Origin of the sequence: Methylobacterium sp. 17Sr1-1 (assembly GCF_003173775.1) — a bacterium.
In the GTDB taxonomy this organism is placed as follows: Bacteria; Pseudomonadota; Alphaproteobacteria; order Rhizobiales; family Beijerinckiaceae; genus Methylobacterium.
Window position 1 is genome coordinate 2,152,650 of sequence record NZ_CP029552.1, and the last position, 18,871, is coordinate 2,171,520.

Sequence of the window (18,871 nt, forward strand, 5' to 3'; positions counted from 1 at the left end):
ATCCGGCGTCAGCCGGAGCGCGTCACTGCACGAGCCGCGGCCCGCCGGTCTGCACCTTCTCGTTCTCGCCCATGATGCCGAGGCGGCGGGCCACCTCGGTATAGGCCTCGATCAGGCCGCCGAGGTCCTTGCGGAAGCGGTCCTTGTCGAGTTTGTCCTGGCTCTTGATGTCCCAGAGGCGGCAGGAATCCGGAGAGATCTCGTCGGCGACGACGATGCGCATCATGTCGCCTTCCCAGAGCCGGCCGGTCTCCATCTTGAAGTCGACGAGGCGGATGCCGACGCCGAGGAAGAGACCCGACATGAAGTCGTTGACCCGGATGGCCAGCGCCATGATGTCGTCGATCTCCTGCGGCGTCGCCCAGCCGAAGGCGGTGATGTGCTCCTCCGACACCATCGGGTCGTTGAGCTGGTCGTTCTTGTAGTAGAACTCGATGATCGAGCGCGGGAGCTGGGTGCCCTCTTCCAGGCCCAGCCGCGTCGCCAGCGAGCCCGCCGCCACGTTGCGCACCACCACCTCGAGCGGGATGATCTCGACCTCGCGGATCAGCTGCTCGCGCATGTTCAGCCGGCGGATGAAGTGCGTCGGCACGCCGATGTCGTTGAGGTGCTGGAACACGAACTCGGAGATCCGGTTGTTCAGCACGCCCTTGCCGTCGATCACCTCGTGCTTCTTGGCGTTGAAGGCGGTCGCGTCGTCCTTGAAATGCTGGATGAGCGTGCCGGGCTCGGGACCCTCGTAGAGGACCTTCGCCTTGCCCTCGTAGATGCGACGGCGGCGGTTCATAGGCGTGTACCGTGGTTTGAGGAAGTCCATGGGGCCGAGGCTCCTGACGACGTGTGGGACCCGCGGCGCGGCGACCTCTGACGACAAGAGGTCGGGCCGGGGGACGCGTCGATCCGGGGCGTCCCGGCAGCCGGGGGCAAATTACCCGAACCGCGAAGGCAGCACAACGCGTTAGCCGGTGCGCCGGGGAGAGCCCGGACGCCGCTGCGATGGATTGCGGTCGTTGGTCGCGCCGATATGCGCATCGCGCGGCGGTGTTGCAAGCGTGGCGGGAGGGGGCGGCATGTCGCGGGCGAGGGCGTTCGCGCCTCGACGGCGCACCCGGGGCTGACCTAAGCTCGCGCGACGAGCCGCGGCACCCACGCGGCCGATCCGGGAGGGACCACGATGGCGGAACGAGGTGGAGCGGTGGCCGCGCTGGCGGCGCGATTCCGCGAGGGCAAGCCGCTCATCACGGCCTGGTGCGGCATTCCCGAGCCCGCGGTCGCGGGGCTGCTCGCCGCGGAGGGCTTCGACACCGTGACCCTCGACATGCAGCACGGGGCCCACGACTTCGACAGCATCAACCGCACCATCGCCCTGGTGGCGGCCCGCGGCAAGCCGACCCTGGCGCGGGTGCCGGTCGGCGGCTTCGCCACCGTCTCGCGGCTCCTCGATGCCGGCATCTCCGGGATCATCGCCCCGATGGTCAACACCGTGGAGGATGCCCGGCGCTTCGCCGCGATGGCCAAGTATCCGCCGCTCGGCGAGCGCAGCTGGGGTCCGAACCCGGCGCTGATGCTGTCGGGCCTCGCGCCCGACGTCTACCTCAAGGAGGCCAACGGCTTCTGCCAGACGCTGGCGATGATCGAGACCCGGGAGGCGCTCGCCGCCCTCGACGACATCCTGGCGGTGGACGGGATCGACGGCATCTTCATCGGCCCCTCCGACCTCTCGATCGCCCTGTCGAACGGCGCCGGCCTCGACCCCGACGGCGCGGCGGTGCGCGACGCGCTCAAGCACGCGATGGCCCGCACCCGGGCGGCGGGGAAGCGGATCGGCATCTACTCCCTGTCCGGCCCGCGCACCCGTGAGCTGATCGCCGAGGGCTTCGACCTGATCGCGCTCTCGGGCGACGGCGCCCTCCTGCGGGCCGGCGCCGCGGCCGCCCTCAGGGAGGCGCGGGGCTGACTCCCGGCGGCGGAGGCTAGCTCCGCCGCGCCGCCCGCTTGAGGCCGGCGGCGAGAAACCGCCCGCCATGGTGCAGGGCGCCGTCGTCGATGCCGTGGCCGATCCCGGCGGAGAGGTGCCACTCCGCCGGGACGTCCGCGGCTGCCAGCGCCTCGGCCGAGAGGAACAGGGCGTCGACCGGGATCACCTCGTCCTGGTCGCCGTGGGCGAGCAGGATCGGGGGCACCGCGCGGACCTGCGGCTTCAGGCCGTCGGGGCCGGTGCCTTCCTCCATCACCAGCATGCCCGACAGGCCGACGACCGCCGCCACCGGGGCGGGGCGCCGCAAGGCGACGTGCAGGGCCATCATGCAGCCCTGGCTGAAGCCGACCAGCGCGAGCTGGTGGGGTCCGAGGCCGTGGGCCTCCAGTTCCGCATCCAGGAAGGCGTCGAGCGTCGGGCCGGCCCGGTTCACCCCGCGCCAGCGCTCGTGCGGATCGCGGAAGGTGAGGGAGAACCACTGCCGGCCGAAGCCCTGGATGCAGGGCTCGGGGGCGTGCGGCGCCACGAAGGCGGCGTCGGGCAGGAGAGGCTGCCATTCCTGCGCGAGGTCGATCAGGTCGTTGCCGTCGGCACCGAAGCCGTGCAGCAGGACGACGAGCTGGCGCGGTTTCGCGCCGGAGCGGGGCATCAGGCGCGGGCCGGTGAGGATCGGCATCGGGTCGGGTTCCGTTCGGGTGAGGGAAGGGGGGCGCTGTCGCGAGGTCTCAAGGTGAGAGAGGCGCGCCGTCGCGCGCTCGCGCCACCCGGTAATAAGCCCACAGCACCTTGGCGGCGACACCGCGCCACGGCCGCCAGGCTTCGGCCCGGGCCGTTAGGGCGGCAGCGTTCGGGCGCGTCTCATGCCCGTCGGCGAGGCGCGCCGCCTCCTGCAGGGCGAGGTCGCCGGCCGGGAAGGCGTCCGGGTGGCCGAGGCAGAACAGCAGGTAGACGTCGGCGGTCCAGGGCCCGATGCCGTGCACGGCCACCATCAGCCGGTGGGCCTCGTCGGCCGGACGCGCGTGCAGGCCGTCGAGCGGCAGGTCGCCCGCGACGATCGCGGCGGCCGCCGCCCGCAGGGTACGGATCTTCGGCGCCGACAGGCCGGCCCTACGCAGCAGGTCGTCAGGCGCGGCCGACAGGGCCTCCGCGGTGAGGTCCGGCAGGGCGGCGGTCAGCCGGCCCCAGATCGCTGCGGCGCTCGCGGTCGAGATCTGCTGCGACACCACGATGCCGGCCAGCCCCTCGAAGCCCGGCGCGCGCTTGCGCAAGGCGGGCACAGCGCCCTCGGCCACCAGCCGCGCCATCACCGGATCGAGGGCCTTCAGGGCTGCCACGCCCTCCTGCAACGCCGCCTCGCAATCGAGCAGCCGGCCCGTGACGCCGGGGCCCGGCGGGCTTATGGGGTGGTGGGTCTGTCGCGTCCGCATCCCGCCGTGCCGTCTCCCCGCCTGCGCTTCGCCCCGAGCCCGAACGGGCGCCTGCATCTCGGTCACGCCTACTCGGCCCTCCTCAACGCGGAGATCGCGCGGGCGCTGCACGGTACCGTGCTGCTGCGCATCGAGGACATCGACCCGGTCCGCTGCCGGCCGGAGCTGGCCGAGGCGCTGGTCGCCGACCTCACCTGGCTCGGGCTGACCTATCCGGAGCCGGTCTGGCGCCAGTCGGCCCGGATGTCCACCTACCGCGCCGCCCTCGCGTCGTTGCAGGCGCGAGGCCTGATCTATCCCTGCACCTGCACCCGCCGGGAGATCCAGGACGCGGCCGGCGGCGCCCGCGACCCGGACGGGGCGCCGCTTTATCTCGGCACCTGCCGCGGCCGGCCCGTGCCGAACGAGCCGCATGCCTGGCGCCTCGACATGGCCCGCGCGCTCGCGCTCTGCCCGGGCCCCTTCGCCTACGCCGCCTTCACCCCGGGCGCGCCCGAGGCGGCCCGCAACCCCGACCCGGCCCGCTGGGGCGACGCGGTGCTCGCCCGCAAGGACGTGCCGACGAGCTACCACCTCGCCGTGGTCCTCGACGACGCCGCGCAAGGCATCACCCACGTGGTCCGCGGCCAGGATCTCGAAGCCGCCACCGACCTCCACGTCCTGCTCCAGCGCCTGCTCGGCCTGCCGACCCCGCGCTACCACCATCACGGGCTGATCCGGGACGAGGCGGGGGACAAGCTGTCGAAGAGCCTGCGCTCCGAGGCGCTGGCGGCGTTGCGGGAGCGGGGGGTGAGGGCGGCGGAGGTGCGGGCGCGGCTGGGGTTCGGCGAGGTGCCGCCTCAGGACCAGACGTGATCGACGCCTTCCACCCGCACGCGGGGAGGAGAGATGCTCACGACCCTTGCACCCCATCCCTCCGCATACGATCCTGCCGCGCAAACGGGAGGCCCGCCCTTGTCGCTCAGCTTCGGAATCCTCGTCTTTCCGCAGGTCCAGCAGCTCGACCTCACCGGTCCCTACGAGGTCTTCGCCTCGGTGCCGGACAGCGCCGTCCACCTGATCTGGAAGGACGGCGAGTCGGTGCGCTCCGCGACCGGGCTGCCCTTCGTGCCGACCGCGACCTTCGAGACCTGCCCGCCCCTCGACGTTCTGTGCATCCCCGGCGGCGCCGGGGTGAACGCGCTCCTCGAGGACGAGGCGGTGCTGGATTTCGTGCGGGCCCGCGCGAAGGAGGTCCGCTACCTCACCTCGGTCTGCACCGGAGCGCTGGTGCTCGGCGCGGCCGGGCTGCTCGAGGGGAAGCGGGCCACCACCCACTGGTACGCGCACGACTTCCTCGCCCGCTTCGGCGCCGTACCGGTGCAGGACCGCGTGGTGCGCGATGGTAACCTGATCACCGCCGGCGGCGTGACCTCGGGCATCGATTTCGGGCTGGCGGTCGTGGCCGAACTCCTCGGCCGCGAGGAGGCGGAGACGGTCCAGCTCGCCCTCGAATACGCGCCGGCCCCGCCCTTCGGCGCCGGGACCCCGGCCGAGGCCCCGCCGGAGGTGCTGGAACGCGCCAAGAAGCGGCTGTCCGGGTCGAGGGCGGCCCGGGAGGCGATCATCGGGCGGATCACCTGAGAGGCTGTTCGGTCGACATCCCTCCGTGTCATTCCGGGGCTCGCCACAGGCGAGAACCCGGAATCCAAACCGCCGACGTCGGAGAACAAGGCGGATCGCGTTCCGCTTCATCATGAACCGTCGGCGGTCATGGATCCCGGGCTTCGCTGCGCGGCCCCGGGATGACCGGAATTCTTGCCGCGATCCGAGCCGTCCCAGCAACGGGCGTCGCCGCTTGATGCCCCCGCGCACCATCACCGCCGGACGGGCCGCAGAATCGCCCGAAACACCGGCGAGACACCTTGCAACCTTTCCTTAACCATTCCGCCCGACCCTGGTCGCGCATGAAAAAAGCCGGGGCGCGAACCCCGGCTCTTCATCGGCGACGATTACGACGCGTCCCGGCTCAGCCGAGATTCAGGCGGTCCACCTTGGTGCCCGCGCCGCGCAACGATTCCGGGATCGCCGAGAAATCCGCGTAGCCCGCCTCGCGTGCCATCGCGTCGAGGGCCTGCTGCTCGTTCTCGGCACCGCCGGTCCAGAGGATGGCGCCGGTCGCGGCCTGCCTGACCTGGAAGATGGCCATGAAAACTGTCCTCCCGCTGAAGACTGATATCCGGACGGTCAACGCGAGCCGGTCGGTGGAGGTTGCACCGGATCGAACGTTGCAGGAACGGCCCCTTTGGGTGTAGAGAATGAACGTTCATTCTCAGGACCTCCCCCGCGTGCCGTCGCAACCGAACCCTGCGAACCCCACCCGCCTCGACTCGGCCGAGGAGCGCCGCACCCGCATCCTCGATGCGGCCGAGGCCTGCTTCGTCCGTCACGGCTTCCATCGTGCCACGATGCAAGACGTGGCGGCCGAGGCCGGGATGAGCCCGGGCAACCTCTACCGCTACTTCCCCTCCAAGGACGCGATCGTGGCCGGCCTCGCCGAGCGCGACCGTGCGGCGGTGGCGGAGGACTTTTCCGGCATCGAGACCGCCCCGGACCTGATGCAGGCCTTCGCCGCCCTGGCGCAGCGCCACCTCGCCGAGGCGCCGGCCGAGAAGGCCGTCCTGTGCCTGGAGATGTGGGCCGAGGCGACCCGCAACCCCGCCATGGCGGCGATCTGCCGGGACTTCGAGCGCGAGATCGCGGCACGCCTCTCCGGCCTCTACCGCCGGCAGCAGGCCCGCGCCGTGCAGCCGATCCCCGGCGCCGACCCGGAGGCGCTCGCCCGCCTCGTCATGGTGATGGCCGACGGCCTCCTGGTCCGCCGCGCCCTCTCGCCCGATTTCGCCCCCGGCCCCGTCATCGACGCCATGCTGACCCTGATCGGGGCGGCGCTCGAGGGCCGCTTCGATCCGACCGGCGCCGTGCCGTCCACTCTGCCGTCCCATCCGGAACCTGCCCGATGACCCGCCTCCGTCGCCACGCCGGCGTTCCGGCCGCCCTCGTCGCCCTCCTCGTCGCTGCCCCCGCGGGGGCCGCCGAGACCCTGCCCACGGCCGGCCCGGTCGTCACGGCGGCGCCGGCGCCCGCCGTCACGGTGGCGGTGGCCGCCGAGCGCGAGATCGTCGAGCGCGCCGTCGTCACCGGCACCCTGGTGCCGCGGGACGAGATCCTGGTCTCGCCCGAGATCGAGGGCTGCCGCATCACCGAATTGCTGGTGGAGGAGGGCGACCGGGTCGCCAAGGGTGCGGTGCTGGCGCGGCTCTCGCGCGAGATGCTCGACACCCAGCTCGCCCAGAACGCCGCCGCCATCGCCCGGGCCGAGGGCGCGGTGGCGCAGGCGCGCAGCACCATCGTGCAGGCCGAGGCCGCCCAGGTCGAGGCGGCGCTCTCGTTCGAGCGTGCCCAGTCGCTGATGAAGTCCGGCAACGGCACCGCCGCGGTGCTGGAGCAGCGCGAATCCGCCGCCAAGGCCGCCGAGGGCAAGCTGTCGGCGGCCCGCAACGGCCTCGCCATCGCCCAGGCCGACCTCGCCCAGGCCCGCGCCCAGCGCAGCGAGCTCGACCTGAAGCTCGCCCGCACGGAGATCCGTGCGCCGGAGGGCGGCATCGTCAGCCGCCGCACCGCCCGGGTCGGCGCCACGGCCTCGGCTTCCGCCGAGCCCTTGTTCCGGCTGATCGCCCGCGGCGAGATCGAGCTCGAGGGCGAGGTCCCGGAGACCGGCCTCGCTCGCCTGCGCGCCGGCGCTCCGGCGAGCCTCGATCTCGACACGACGGAGGGGCCGGTCGCCGTCTCCGGCAAGGTGCGCGTCGTCTACCCGGAGATCGACCGGGCGACGCGGCTCGGCAAGGTCCGGGTCAAGCTCGAGGCCGATCCGCGCCTGCGCATCGGCGCCTTCGCCCGCGGCGCGGTCGAGGCGGCGCGGCGCACCGGCGTCGCGGTGCCGATCGCCTCGGTGGTCTACGGGGCCTCGGGCCCGACCGTGCTGGTGGTCTCCGGCGAGCGGGTCGAGGCGCGATCGATCCGCACCGGCCTCTCGGCCGGCGGCTTCATCGAGGCCCGCGACGGGGTCAAGGCCGGCGAGGCGGTCGTCGCCCGGGCGGGCAGCTTCCTGCGCGACGGCGACCGGGTCCGCCCGATCTACCCCGCCCTGCCGGCCACCGCCGAGGCCGGGCGTCCCTGACGCCTCCCTGCATCATTCGCCGAAGAGGTCACCGGTTCGGCGGCGAAAATGATGCAAAAATATGAGCTTCGCTCCTCTCTCGTGAACGGGTCCGCTCGATGCGCCTGAACGTCTCCGCCTGGGCGATCCGCAAGCCGATCCCCTCGATCGTGCTCTTCCTGGTGCTCGGGCTGCTCGGCCTCGTGAGCTTCCGCAGCCTGCCGATCACCCGCTTCCCCAACATCGACGTGCCGATCGTCTCGGTGACGGTGACGCAGGCCGGCGCCGCGCCGAGCGAACTCCAGACCCAGGTCACCAAATGGGTCGAGGACGCGGTGGCGGGGGTGAAGGGCGTCAAGCACATCACCTCGGCGATCACCGAGGGCACCTCGGCCACGACGATCGAGTTCCGCCTCGAGGTGAACACCGACCGGGCGGTCAACGACGTCAAGGACGCGATCGCCAAGATCCGGATGAACCTGCCCCGGACGATCGACGAGCCGATCATCACCCGGGTCGAGATCGCCGGCCTGCCGATCATGGTCTACGGCGCCTCGGCGCCCGCGATGACGCCCGAGGACCTGTCGTGGTTCGTCGACGACGTGGTGGCGCGCCAGATCCAGGGCCTGCGCGGCGTCGGCGGCGTCGAGCGCTTGGGCGGCGTCGCCCGCGAGGTGCGGGTGACCCTGAAGCCCGACCGGCTGCTGGCGCTCGGCATCACCGCCGCCGACGTCAACAAGCAGCTGCGCCTGACCTCCGCCGACATGGCCGGCGGCCGGGCCGAGGTCGGCGGCCAGGAGCAGTCGATCCGCACGCTCGCCGCCTCCGCGAGCCTCGACACCCTCGCGGCGACCTCGATCGTGCTGCCGGGCGGGCGCAAGGTGCGCCTCGACGACCTCGCGACCCTGACCGACGGCGCCGAGGAGCCGCGCACCTTCGCGCGCCTCAACGGCGAGCCGGTCGTCGCCTTCGCGATCTCGCGGGCGAGCGGCGCCAGCGACGCCTCGGTGGGCGAGGTGGTGGCGAAGAAGATCGACGAGTTCGCCAAGGAGTATCCGGGCGTTCGTTTCGACCGGATCGACTCCTCGGTCACCAACACCATCGGCAACTACGAATCCGCCATGCACAGCCTGATGGAGGGCGCGGCCCTCGCGGTGCTGGTGGTGTTCCTGTTCCTGCGCGACTGGCGCGCCACGCTGATCGCCGCGGTGGCGCTGCCGCTCTCGGTCTTCCCGACCTTCTGGGCGATGAGCGCGATGGGCTTCTCGCTCAACGCGGTGAGCCTCTTGGCCATCACCCTCGTCACCGGCATCCTGGTCGACGACGCGATCGTGGAGATCGAGAACATCGTCCGCCACGTCCGGCTCGGCAAGTCGGCCTATCGCGCGGCGATCGAGGGCGCCGACGAGATCGGGCTCGCGGTCATCGCCATCACGGCGACCTTGATCGCGATCTTCGCCCCCGTGTCGTTCATGGGCGGCATCGCCGGACAGTACTTCAAGCAGTTCGGCCTCACCATCGCGGCGGCCGTCTTCATGTCGCTCTTGGTCGCCCGCCTCATCACCCCGATGATGGCGGCCTACTTCCTGCGCGACCACGGCCACCACGAGGAGCGCGAGGGTCCGGTGATGCGGACCTACAACCGGGTCGTGCTGTGGTCGGTGCGGCACAAATACGTGACCCTGGTGGTCGGCCTCGCGCTGTTCGCCGCCTCGATCATGTCGACGAGCCTGCTGCCCGCCGGCTTCCTGCCCAAGGAGGACGCGGCCCGCACCCTGATGGTGGTCGAGCTGCCGCCGGGGGCGCGGCTCGAGGACACGATCGCGGTCACCGACCGGGTCGCGCAGCGCATCCGCACCCTGCCGGAGGTGAAATCCGTCTTCGTCGACGGCGGCCGCCAGCTGCCGGGCAAGAAGGAGGTGCGGCTCGCCACCCTGACCATCAACCTGACGCCGAAGAACGCCCGGGTGCGCAAGCAGGCCGACGTGGAAGCGGCGATCATGGACCTGATGCGCGACGAGCCGGACGTGCGCTACTGGTCGCTCCGCGAGGGTGGCCAGCGCGACTTCAGCCTCATCGTCGCCGGCGGCGACACCGCCACGGTGACCGAGGTGGCGGAGAAGATGCAGCGCGAGGTCGCGGCCCTGCCGAACCTCGTCAACGTGATGTCGACCGCGCCGCTCGACCGGACCGAGGTGCGCATCCGCCCCAAGCCCGGCGTCGCCGCCGATCTCGGCGTCTCGACCGACACCATCGCCGAGACAGTGCGCGTCGGCACGATTGGCGACATCGGCCAGAACCTCGCCAAGTTCAACGCCACCGACCGGCAGATTCCGATCCGGGTGCAGCTGCCAATGGCCCTGCGCGGCGACCTCTCGGCGCTGGAGAGCCTGAAGGTGCCGGCGAAGAACGGCGCCTCGGTGCCGCTCTCGGCGGTGGCCGACATTAGCCTCGGCCGCGGGCCGACCGCGATCGACCGCTACGACCGCGCCGTGCGCGTGGCACTGGAGGCCAACATGCAGGGCTCGGACGCGCTCGGCGAGCAGATCAAGCTCGCGATGAGCACCCCGACCGCCAGCAACCTGCCGCCCGGCGTGAGCTTGCGCCAGACCGGCGACGCCGAGGTGATGGGCGAGGTGTTCGAGGGCTTCGCGATGGCGATGGGCGCCGGCCTGATGATGGTGCTGGGCGTCCTGATCCTGCTCTTCGGCTCGTTCTTCCAGCCGCTGACCATCCTGTTCTCGTTGCCGCTGTCGATCGGCGGCGCGATCCTCGGCCTCCTGATCTTCAACCGGCCGATCTCGATGCCGGTGGTGATCGGCATCCTGATGCTGATGGGCGTGGTGACCAAGAACGCCATCATGCTGGTCGATTTCGCCGTCGAGGAGATGGGCCGCGGCGTCGACCGCGTCACCGCCATCACCCAGGCCGGCGCCAAGCGCGCCCGGCCGATCGTGATGACGACGATCGCCATGGCGGCCGGCATGGTGCCGAGCGCGATGGCCTTCGGCATCGGCGGCGAGTTCCGCTCGCCGATGGCGATCGCGGTGATCTCGGGGCTGATCGTCTCGACCCTGCTGTCGCTGGTCTTCGTGCCGGCGATCTTCCTGCTGATGGACGACCTGTCGCGGCTGATGGGGCGGCTGCTCGGGCGGTTCGTCGGCGCGGTGGACGAGCCGCCGGGGCACGAGGCAGCGCATCGGCCGGCGGCGGCGGAGTAGGGGAGGCGCAGGCCTTTCCCGCGACCGGGGCTGAAACCCTCGATGTCATCCCGGGGCCGCGCAGCGGAACCCGGGATCCATCACCGCCGCGGATGCAGAATGAAGCGGAACGCTGTCCGCCTCGTCCGCTCACGTCAGCGGTTATGGATCCCGGGTTCTCGGCTTCGCCGAGCCCCGGGATGACGCGGAGGGTGATAGGGGCGGGGTTCATCTGCTCGTAGACTAGGCGATAGAGCAGTTCTCAGAAAAGCAGGTCCGCTACTGCCCCCGCCGCGCCTGCGCGGCGAACCGCACCGCCTCCTCCGCCGCCCGGAACAGGGCCTTCGCCTTGTTCACGCATTCCTGCTGCTCGGAGGCCGGATCGGAATCGTGCACGATGCCCGCACCCGCCTGGACGTGCATCCGGCCATCCTTGACGATGGCGGTGCGGAGCACGATGCAGGTGTCCATCTGGCCGTCGGCGCCGAAATAGCCGATGCAGCCACCATAGGGCCCGCGCTTCTCGCGCTCCAATTCGTCGATGATCTGCATCGCCCGCACCTTGGGCGCCCCCGAGACGGTGCCGGCGGGAAAGCCCGCGGCGAGCGCCGAGAGGGCATCGTGCCGGGGATCGAGGCGGCCCTCGACGTTCGACACGATGTGCATGACCTGGCTGTAGAATTCGAGGAAGAACGAATCCGTCACCCGCACGCTGCCGATCTCGGACACGCGGCCGACGTCGTTGCGGCCGAGGTCGAGCAGCATCAGGTGCTCGGAGCGCTCCTTCGGATCGGCCAATAACTCCTCGGCGAGCGCCCGGTCCTCCTCCGGCGTCGCACCGCGGCGACGGGTGCCGGCGATCGGCCGGATGGTGACCGCGCCGTCGCGCACCCGCACCAGGATCTCGGGCGAGGAGCAGACGATCTGGAAATCGCCGAAATCGAGGTAGCACAGGAACGGCGCCGGGTTGACCCGGCGCAGCGAGCGGTAGAGCGCCAGCGGCGGCAGCGTGAACGGCGCCTCGAAGCGCTGCGACAGCACCACCTGGAAGATGTCGCCGGCGGCGATGTACTCCTTGGCCCGGGCGACCATGCCGAGGAAATCGTGCGGCGCGATGTTCGAGACCGCGGCGGGGGCGGGAATCTCGGTCGGGTTCTGTCGCGCCTCGACCGGCAGCGGGCCCTCCAGCGCGTCGGCGGCGCGCTCCAGCCGCGCCAGGGCCGCCTCGTAGGCGGCCCTGGCCGAGAGGCCGGGCGTAGGGCGGATCGGCGCCACGAGGGCGATCTCGTCGCGCACCGCGTCGAAGATCACCATCACGGTCGGGCGGATTAGGATCGCGTCCGGCACCCCGATCGGGTCGGGATGGGGGGCGTCGAGCCGCTCCATCTCGCGGACCATGTCGTAGCCGAGATAGCCGAACAGGCCAGCCGCCATCGGGGGCAGGCCGGGTTCGGCGGGGATCGCGCTCTCGGCGATCAGCGCCCGCAGGCTGTCGAGGGGCGCGGCATCTTCCGGGCTGAAGGCGGCGAGGTCGGGGGCGTTCGCGCGCTCGGCCCGGCCCTTGGCGCAGCGCCAGATCAGGTCGGGATCGAGCCCGATCATCGAGTAGCGGCCGCGCACGGCGCCGCCCTCGACCGATTCGAGCAGGAAGGCGGCGCCGTCGCGCCCCGCCTTCAGCTTCAGGAAGGCGGCGACCGGCGTCTCGAGATCGGCCACCAGCGTGGCGCGCAGGAGGACCGGGCGGCCCGAATCGTAGGCCGCGGCGGCGGCCTCCTGGGACGGTGAGACGAGCACGGGATCAGTACTCGCCGCCGATGGCGCGGCGGAAGGCGCCCTCGTTCACCGAGACGCCGGCCTGCTTCTGGACGTCGGCGATGTATTGGGCGAGCACGTCGTCGGCGAGCGCCGTGCGGTACTGCCCCTCCACCGCGACCGCGCCAGCGGCGGTCGGCACGAAGGCCGGCACCGTGGCGCCCGTCACCCGGAAGACCACCCGGGCGGTCGCGTCGCCCGAGGCCGTGCCGGCCTTGCCGACCGGGGTCGCGAACAGGCGGGCGACGCCCTCGGTCGAGAGGCCGTCGCGGCCGCGGCCGCGGGCGATGTCGGTCGCGGTCTTCGCCTCCTGGCCCAGGGACTTCGCCACCTCCTCGATCGCCTCGCCCTTGTCAAGCCGCTCGGTCGCCTCGCGCGCCTTGGCGGCGAGGCGGCGCGCGACCTCGTCGGCCTTCCACTGCGCCACCACGGCGTCGCGGACCTCGGCCAGCGGCTTGTCGTGGGCCGGGTCGATCTTGGTCACGTCGTACCAGACGTAGCCGCCGGAGCGGGTGCGCAGGGCCTCGTTGTCGGCGCCCATGTCGCTGCGGAAGATCGCCGCCAGCGTCGCGTCCTTGTCGGGGATCGCGTCGACCGTCTTCCCCTGCGGGTCCTGGCCCCGCGCATCGACCGCCGGCACGGTGACGAGGGCGAGGCCCTGCTCGCGGGCGATGTCGGCCAGCGGCTTGGCGCCGGCGCGCTGGTCCTCGATCGCGTCGTGAACCTTCTCGAGCCCGTCCCGGGCCTTGTCGAGGGCGACCTCCTGGCGGACCTCGCCGGCCACCTCCTCGAACGGCTTGCGGGCGCCGGGCTGCACGTTGGTCACCCGCAGGAGCACCGTGCCGAAGCGGCCCTTGACCGGCTCGCTCACGGCGTTCGGCTCGGCCGCGAAGGCGGCGTCGGCGACCGCCGGGTCGAACAGCTCGGACTTGGCGAAGGTGCCGAGGTCGAGCGCCTTGGCGTCGAGGCCGCGCTCGGTCGCGACCTGGTCGAAGGTCACCGCGTTGCTGCGGATGCGGGCGAGCGCGGCCGCCGCGTCGGCGTCGTTCGGGAATACGATCTGCTGGATCGACCGCTTCTCGGGGGTGCCGAAGCGGCTCTTCTCAGCTTCGTAGCGGGCGCGGGCCTCGGCCTCCGGCACCGCGTCGGGCTTCGCCAGCGTCGCCGGATCGAGGACGAGCAGGTTGACGCTGCGGTATTCCGGCGCCCGGAACGCGCTCTTGCGCTCGGTGTAGAAGGTGTTCACCTCCTCGTCGGTCGGGGCCGGGATCTCGCCCGCGGCCGCATCCGGCAGGGTGAAATAGGCGGCCGCGCGGCGCTCGGCGGTGTAGCGGTGGATCGCCTCGCGGGCGGCGAGCGGCACCGGCAGGTCGGCGGTGATCGCGTCGGCGAGCTGGAGGCGGGCGGCCACGGCGCGTTGCTCCTGCACAAAGCCCTGCTCGGTCAGGCCGGCCTGGCGCAGCGTATCGCGAAACGTGTTGACGTCGAAGGCGCCGTTCACGCCCTTGAAGGCCGGCTCCTCCTGGATCAGCCGCACCACGGCAGTATCGGGGATGCGCAGGCCCAGATCCTTGGTCTTCTGGTCGAGGGAGGCCTCGGTGATGAGCTGGGCCAGCACCTGCCGGTCGAGGCCGAGCGCCCGGGCCTGATCCGGGGTGATCGGCCGCCGGCTCTGGCGCGACAGGCGCTGGAGCTGGTTCTGGTAGGCGGTGCGCAGGGCCTCGGCCGGGATCTGCGTGCTGCCGACCGTGGCGACCGCGTTGCTGCCGCCGCCCCGGAAGATGTCGCCGATGCCGAAGATGGCGAGGCCCGCGATCAGGAGGCCGAACACCACCGTCACCACGATCTTGCCGAGCCAGCTCTGGCTGGCGGCGCGGAACCCCTGGAGCATCGCGATCCTCGAAAACCTGGGGGCGCCGCCCGCACGGGGACGCCCTGAATCCGGCCGCGATACCGCATAAGCGCCGCTAGGCAAAGAGCGGCGCCGGCTGCCGGTTTGCCGCCCGGCGGCGGACCTGTTACCCGGCAACGCTTGGTGACGATCCGGGGAGACGTGATGACGACCGAACGGCCGCGCCCGCTGGTGGCGGGAAACTGGAAGATGAACGGCCTCCAGGCCTCGCTGAAGGTGGCCGAGTCCGTCCGCGACGGCCTCGATGCGGGGTTGGCGCAGCGGATCGACGTGCTGGTCTGCCCGCCCGCGACCCTGGTCGGCGCGATGGCCGCGACGCTGAAGGGCTCCCCCGTCAAGGTCGGCGGACAGGACGTGCATGCCGAGGCGAGCGGCGCCTATACGGGCGACGTCTCGGCCGAGATGCTGGCGGATCTCGGTGCGACCTATACCATCGTCGGCCATTCCGAGCGCCGGGCCTATCACCACGAGAGCGACGCCGACATCCGCGCCAAGGCGCTCGCCGCCCGCCGGGCCGGGCTCGTCGCGATCATCTGCGTCGGCGAGACCCGCGAGGAGCGCGAGGCCGGCCGGACGCTTGAGATCGTGCGCGGCCAGCTCGCCGGCTCGCTCCCCGACGGCGCGACGGCCGCCGACACGGTGATCGCCTACGAGCCGGTCTGGGCGATCGGCACCGGGCTCACCCCCACGGTGGACGACGTCGCCGAGGTGCACGCGCTGATCCGCCAGGAGCTGGAGAGCCGGCTCGGCGGGGAGGGGGCGAAGGTGCGGATCCTCTACGGCGGCTCGGTGAAGCCCTCGAACGCGGCCGAGTTGATGGGCGTTCCCCATGTCGACGGCGCGCTCGTGGGCGGGGCGAGCCTGAAGGCCGAGGATTTCTTAGGCATCGCGGCGGCGTATCGCTGAGATTGGTCGGGGCGTCTGTCCGATCATCGACATTCGTCGGAGCGGCGGGACCGTCTTGCTTGCGCACCGCGGTCTCGCGTTCGGCGAAAGCATTTATCGGCGGAGCGGATGCCGGCTCGCCATAGAAGATTCTGCAATATCTATACGTTGGAGCACCATCCGATCGCCCTGCGATCGGATGGTGCTCCGGAGGCCTGTGCCGACAAGACCCGCTAGCGCCGGTCGGCATGCCGTACCAACGTCGATCCATGCGGATCGAGTTCGACGAGCCGAAGCGGCAGCGCAACCTGGAGAAGCACGGCTTCGATCTCGCGGACTTCTCCCGCTGCTTCGACCGCGACAGTGCCGAGCGGATCGAGACGGCCCCGAGCCGCACCGGTCGGGCGCGCTACCTGCTGATCGGCCGCTGGAACGACGAGGTCGTGGTGCTCGGCGGCGAGGCGTTGTCCCTGGTGAGCCCGAGGCGCGCGAGGTGGGGTGAGAGGAACACTTTTGAGCCCATTCGCCGAGCCCGAACATCCGTCGATCACGACCTCGGATGAGAACTGGGATTGGGACGGCGACATCCCTGAGTTGACGGCCGAGGAGCTTGCCACGATGCGCCCGGCGCGCGAGGCGCTGCCGCCGGACGTGTTCGCCGCCCTGCCGAGCCGTAGCGGCCAGCCGGAAGCGACGCCCCACCAGGAACTCGTTACCCTGCGCCTGGATTCGGAGGTGGTCGAGGCGTTCAGGGCGACCGGGCCCGGTTGGGAGACCCGGATCAACTCCATCCTGGCTCTCGCCATCCGACCGCTCGCGCGGAATCTCGACGTGCGGAGGCGATCGAGCAGCGGGCGAAGCGACAAGCGCGTGAACTGATGCGCCGGCGGCGCCAAGCCTGAGCCCCCCAGGGACCGCGTCGGACGGCTGACTGGCAACGTCGGATCACGGTCGCAGCCGGCGATCCATGGTGCCGACTGGCGCCGAGTGAGTAGCGCCTGAGCGTGACGGATGCTGGTGGGCGGTGACGGGCTCGAACCGCCGACCCTCTCGGTGTAAACGAGATGCTCTACCAACTGAGCTAACCGCCCGGGTGCCGGCATCGTTAAGGCGCCTCGCCCGAGAGTGCAAGGCTTCGCGTGCAGCCCGTGCTCCCGCGTCGGGGGACCGCCGCGAGGGCCGCCGACATCCCGGCCTCGGCCCCCCGCCACCCCTCCCGACTTTCTTGAGCCGGCGGCTTGACAGGGTAGGGGGCTCCCCATACACCGCGGCCATCGCAGCACTGCGAGACGCCGGGCGGACGTAGCTCAGTCGGTTAGAGTGCCGGCCTGTCACGCCGGAGGTCGCGGGTTCGAGCCCCGTCGTCCGCGCCACTTCCTTCATCGGAAAGGCGTTTCTGTAGTGCATAGCGCCCTGTGCGGACGTAGCTCAGTCGGTTAGAGTGCCGGCCTGTCACGCCGGAGGTCGCGGGTTCGAGCCCCGTCGTCCGCGCCACTTCTCCTTCGGAGGAGGGGCAGCCCACAGCTGCAGGGTTGATGCGAGCGCGCCGCGCGGGCGTAGCTCAGTTGGTTAGAGTGCCGGCCTGTCACGCCGGAGGTCGCGGGTTCGAGCCCCGTCGCCCGCGCCACTCGCCGCCGACGACACCGATCTTCCATCAAAAGCATCGATGTAAGAGCCTGACGCTAAGGCACCATCAAGCATCCCCGTCTTATCGTCTCGCCGGACGAGGCGGGGATCGACGATGACTTGGTCTGGGGTATCTTGGTCGAACATGAGCGTGAGCCGGCAGTTCGCCGTGATGATGGCAGCGGCGGTGATCGGCTTCTCCGCCGTGGTGGCCTATGCCCTGCGGGCCAACCACGACAGCCTGATCGCCGAGCGGGTTGCCAAGATGCGCGCCCTCTCCGACGTGGCGCTCGCCGCCGCCACGAGCCTGGAGGCGCAGGCCGCGGCCGGCACGATGAGCCGCGAGGCGGCCCTCGCGGCGTTCCGCGCCCGCGCCCACGACATGCGCTACGAGGGCGACAACTACCTCGCGGTCTACGACGTCTCCGGCACCGCCCTGGTGATCCCGCCCAAGCCCGAGTGGATCGGCAAGGACATGAGCGGGCTGAAGGACGCCGGCGGCCTGCTCCTCGTCAAGGCGATCGTCGACATCGCCCGGTCGGGCACGCCCGGCACCCTGCGCTACGTCTTCCCCCGCCCGGGCGGCACCGCCCACGTGCCGAAGCTCAGCTACATCCAGGGCTTCGCGCCATGGGGGCTCGCGATCTTCACCGGCGTCTACATCGACGACATCGAGGCGGCGTTCTGGCGGCAGGCGCTCTGGCTGTGCGGCATCGCAGGCGCGGCCCTGGTCGGCGTCGGATTGCTCGGGCTGCTCGGGTGGCGCTCCATCGTCGGCGGGCTCGAGGGCCTGAGCGGGGCGACGGCAGCGCTCGCGCAGGGGCGCTACGACCTCGCGGTGCCGGGCACGGGGCGGCGCGACGAGATCGGCGGCATCGCCCGCGCCATCGACGGCTTCCGCCTGGTGCTGATGGAGCGCGAGACGCTGGCGGCCGAGCGCGATGCGAGCGCGGCGCAGGCCCGCCGCGCCGAGCAGGTCGGCCAGGCGGTCAGGACCTTCGAGAGCAAGGTGGCGGAGGTGCTGGCGCAGGTCGACGCCGCCGCCCGGGACCTCGACGCGACGGCGCGGGCGATGTCCGGCACCGCCGCCGAGGCCGCCGGACGGGCCGGCACCGCAGCCATCTCGGCGGCGGACGCCTCCCGCGAGGCCGGGGGGCTGGCGGAGGCGGCCGACGGGCTCGGCCGCTCGGTCGCGGCGGTCGGCGCGGACGTGCGCGAGGCGGCCGCGATGGCGCGGGACGCGGTGACCGGGACCGACCGCACGGCGGCCGTCATGCAGAGCCTCAGCGAGGCCGCCGCCCGCATCGGCGACGTGGTCTCGGTGATCGCCGGCGTCGCCTCGCAGACGAACCTCCTGGCGCTCAACGCGACGATCGAGGCGGCCCGGGCGGGCGAAGCGGGCCGCGGCTTCGCGGTGGTCGCGGCGGAGGTCAAGCAGCTCGCCGGCCAGACCGACCGGGCGACGCAGGAGATCGCCGCCCAGGTCGCGGCGATCCAGGACACGACGCGCCAGGCGGCGAGCGCGATGGGCGAGGTCGCGACCCAGGCCCGCGCCATCAGCGGCGTCTCGGCCCGGGTAGCCACGGCGGTCGAGGCGCAGGTCGGCGCCACCCAGGCGATCGTGTCGGGCGTGGCGCAGGCCGCCTCCGGGACCGCCGTGGTGAGCGGCTCGGTCGAGGGGCTCGCCCTCGACGCCGAGGCCACCGGCCAGGCCGCCCGGCAGGTGCTCACCGCCGCCGACACCGTCGCGCGGCAATCGGCCAGCATCGGCGCCGAGGTGAACCGCTTCCTCGCCACCCTGCGGGCGGCCTGAGCCCGGAAACCCTCGCGGAC

The 18,871-nt window shown here is 71.9% G+C and carries 16 protein-coding genes and 4 tRNA genes; 13 read left to right on the top strand and 7 right to left on the bottom strand.

Annotated features, from left to right (window positions below):
- Positions 1 to 22 precede the first annotated feature (22 nt).
- The gene (gene purC, locus DK412_RS09690; RefSeq protein WP_109971785.1) at positions 23 to 817 is read right to left on the bottom strand and encodes a phosphoribosylaminoimidazolesuccinocarboxamide synthase; all 795 of its coding nucleotides are present in this window, start codon (positions 815 to 817) and stop codon (positions 23 to 25) included.
- Between the two features lie 357 nt (positions 818 to 1,174).
- On the opposite strand from purC, the gene DK412_RS09695 reads away from it, so the two are divergent.
- Positions 1,175 to 1,957, top strand: a complete 783-nt coding sequence (locus tag DK412_RS09695; RefSeq protein WP_109971786.1) for an aldolase/citrate lyase family protein — start codon at positions 1,175 to 1,177, stop codon at positions 1,955 to 1,957.
- Between the two features lie 16 nt (positions 1,958 to 1,973).
- Here the strand turns inward: DK412_RS09695 and DK412_RS09700 are convergent, their stop codons facing one another.
- Positions 1,974 to 2,654, bottom strand: coding sequence for an alpha/beta fold hydrolase (locus tag DK412_RS09700; protein ID WP_109971787.1), 681 nt, complete (start codon positions 2,652 to 2,654; stop codon positions 1,974 to 1,976).
- A gap of 49 nt (positions 2,655 to 2,703) precedes the next feature.
- Complete coding sequence (locus DK412_RS09705; RefSeq protein ID WP_109971788.1) at positions 2,704 to 3,405, bottom strand: DNA-3-methyladenine glycosylase; 702 nt, start codon at positions 3,403 to 3,405, stop codon at positions 2,704 to 2,706.
- Between the two features lie 6 nt (positions 3,406 to 3,411).
- Here DK412_RS09705 and gluQRS point away from each other — a divergent pair, with 6 nt between their 5' ends.
- A complete protein-coding gene (gene gluQRS / locus DK412_RS09710) occupies positions 3,412 to 4,260 on the top strand; it encodes a tRNA glutamyl-Q(34) synthetase GluQRS (RefSeq protein ID WP_245447527.1) in 849 nt (282 codons plus the stop codon).
- A gap of 99 nt (positions 4,261 to 4,359) precedes the next feature.
- The gene (locus DK412_RS09715; RefSeq protein WP_109971789.1) at positions 4,360 to 5,028 is read left to right on the top strand and encodes a DJ-1/PfpI family protein; all 669 of its coding nucleotides are present in this window, start codon (positions 4,360 to 4,362) and stop codon (positions 5,026 to 5,028) included.
- Positions 5,029 to 5,413: 385 nt separating this feature from the next.
- Here DK412_RS09715 and DK412_RS09720 read toward each other — a convergent pair whose 3' ends face one another.
- Positions 5,414 to 5,593 carry a hypothetical protein gene (locus DK412_RS09720; protein WP_099901822.1) on the bottom strand — a complete coding sequence of 60 codons (180 nt, stop codon included), beginning with the start codon at positions 5,591 to 5,593 and terminating at the stop codon, positions 5,414 to 5,416.
- Between the two features lie 139 nt (positions 5,594 to 5,732).
- Here DK412_RS09720 and DK412_RS09725 point away from each other — a divergent pair, with 139 nt between their 5' ends.
- The 3 genes from DK412_RS09725 (at position 5,733) to DK412_RS09735 (ending at position 10,824) form a co-directional block, all read left to right on the top strand.
- Entirely contained in the window at positions 5,733 to 6,407 is a 675-nt protein-coding gene (locus DK412_RS09725; protein ID WP_245447528.1) for a TetR/AcrR family transcriptional regulator, read from the top strand.
- Complete coding sequence (locus DK412_RS09730; RefSeq protein WP_109971791.1) at positions 6,404 to 7,624, top strand: efflux RND transporter periplasmic adaptor subunit; 1,221 nt, start codon at positions 6,404 to 6,406, stop codon at positions 7,622 to 7,624. The genes DK412_RS09725 and DK412_RS09730 overlap by 4 nt, the downstream gene beginning before the upstream one ends.
- 98 nt (positions 7,625 to 7,722) lie before the next feature.
- The gene (locus DK412_RS09735) at positions 7,723 to 10,824 is read left to right on the top strand and encodes an efflux RND transporter permease subunit (RefSeq protein ID WP_109971792.1); all 3,102 of its coding nucleotides are present in this window, start codon (positions 7,723 to 7,725) and stop codon (positions 10,822 to 10,824) included.
- Between the two features lie 258 nt (positions 10,825 to 11,082).
- On the opposite strand, the gene trpE is transcribed toward DK412_RS09735, so the two are convergent.
- A complete protein-coding gene (trpE, locus tag DK412_RS09740) occupies positions 11,083 to 12,597 on the bottom strand; it encodes an anthranilate synthase component I (protein WP_109971793.1) in 1,515 nt (504 codons plus the stop codon).
- A 4-nt stretch (positions 12,598 to 12,601) separates the two neighbouring features.
- Entirely contained in the window at positions 12,602 to 14,506 is a 1,905-nt protein-coding gene (locus tag DK412_RS09745) for a peptidylprolyl isomerase (RefSeq protein WP_109971794.1), read from the bottom strand.
- Positions 14,507 to 14,671: 165 nt separating this feature from the next.
- Here DK412_RS09745 and tpiA point away from each other — a divergent pair, with 165 nt between their 5' ends.
- From tpiA to DK412_RS09760, 3 genes are all read left to right on the top strand, one after another.
- Positions 14,672 to 15,433 (top strand): triose-phosphate isomerase, encoded by a 762-nt coding sequence (gene tpiA / locus DK412_RS09750; protein WP_109971795.1) that lies wholly within the window; start codon positions 14,672 to 14,674, stop codon positions 15,431 to 15,433.
- A 248-nt stretch (positions 15,434 to 15,681) separates the two neighbouring features.
- On the top strand, positions 15,682 to 15,975 hold the full coding sequence (locus DK412_RS09755) for a BrnT family toxin (RefSeq protein ID WP_109971796.1): 294 nt from the start codon (positions 15,682 to 15,684) through the stop codon (positions 15,973 to 15,975).
- Positions 15,926 to 16,291 (top strand): BrnA antitoxin family protein, encoded by a 366-nt coding sequence (locus DK412_RS09760; protein ID WP_245447530.1) that lies wholly within the window; start codon positions 15,926 to 15,928, stop codon positions 16,289 to 16,291. Before DK412_RS09755 ends, DK412_RS09760 begins: the two co-directional genes overlap by 50 nt.
- Positions 16,292 to 16,427: 136 nt before the next feature.
- On the opposite strand, the gene DK412_RS09765 is transcribed toward DK412_RS09760, so the two are convergent.
- A tRNA-Val gene (locus DK412_RS09765) sits at positions 16,428 to 16,503 on the bottom strand.
- A gap of 205 nt (positions 16,504 to 16,708) precedes the next feature.
- Between DK412_RS09765 and DK412_RS09770 the strand changes: the two genes are divergently transcribed.
- The 4 genes from DK412_RS09770 (at position 16,709) to DK412_RS09785 (ending at position 18,851) form a co-directional block, all read left to right on the top strand.
- Positions 16,709 to 16,785 (top strand) — tRNA-Asp (locus DK412_RS09770).
- Between the two features lie 44 nt (positions 16,786 to 16,829).
- Positions 16,830 to 16,906, top strand: a tRNA-Asp gene (locus DK412_RS09775).
- 56 nt (positions 16,907 to 16,962) lie between these two features.
- Positions 16,963 to 17,039 (top strand) — tRNA-Asp (locus DK412_RS09780).
- Positions 17,040 to 17,183: 144 nt separating this feature from the next.
- Complete coding sequence (locus DK412_RS09785) at positions 17,184 to 18,851, top strand: cache domain-containing protein (protein ID WP_245447532.1); 1,668 nt, start codon at positions 17,184 to 17,186, stop codon at positions 18,849 to 18,851.
- Positions 18,852 to 18,871: the final 20 nt, after the last annotated feature.

Bases quoted from the DNA above. Each gene is read 5' to 3' on its own strand.
- DK412_RS09695 (WP_109971786.1), top strand. From the start codon at position 1,175: ATGGCGGAACGAGGTGGAGCGGTGGCCGCGCTGGCGGCGCGATTCCGC.
- purC (WP_109971785.1), bottom strand. From the start codon at position 817: ATGGACTTCCTCAAACCACGGTACACGCCTATGAACCGCCGCCGTCGC.
- DK412_RS09730 (WP_109971791.1), top strand. From the start codon at position 6,404: ATGACCCGCCTCCGTCGCCACGCCGGCGTTCCGGCCGCCCTCGTCGCC.
- DK412_RS09745 (WP_109971794.1), bottom strand. From the start codon at position 14,506: ATGCTCCAGGGGTTCCGCGCCGCCAGCCAGAGCTGGCTCGGCAAGATC.
- DK412_RS09720 (WP_099901822.1), bottom strand. From the start codon at position 5,593: ATGGCCATCTTCCAGGTCAGGCAGGCCGCGACCGGCGCCATCCTCTGG.
- DK412_RS09755 (WP_109971796.1), top strand. From the start codon at position 15,682: ATGCGGATCGAGTTCGACGAGCCGAAGCGGCAGCGCAACCTGGAGAAG.
- DK412_RS09700 (WP_109971787.1), bottom strand. From the start codon at position 2,654: ATGCCGATCCTCACCGGCCCGCGCCTGATGCCCCGCTCCGGCGCGAAA.
- tpiA (WP_109971795.1), top strand. From the start codon at position 14,672: ATGACGACCGAACGGCCGCGCCCGCTGGTGGCGGGAAACTGGAAGATG.
- DK412_RS09735 (WP_109971792.1), top strand. From the start codon at position 7,723: ATGCGCCTGAACGTCTCCGCCTGGGCGATCCGCAAGCCGATCCCCTCG.
- DK412_RS09785 (WP_245447532.1), top strand. From the start codon at position 17,184: ATGAGCGTGAGCCGGCAGTTCGCCGTGATGATGGCAGCGGCGGTGATC.
- DK412_RS09705 (WP_109971788.1), bottom strand. From the start codon at position 3,405: ATGCGGACGCGACAGACCCACCACCCCATAAGCCCGCCGGGCCCCGGC.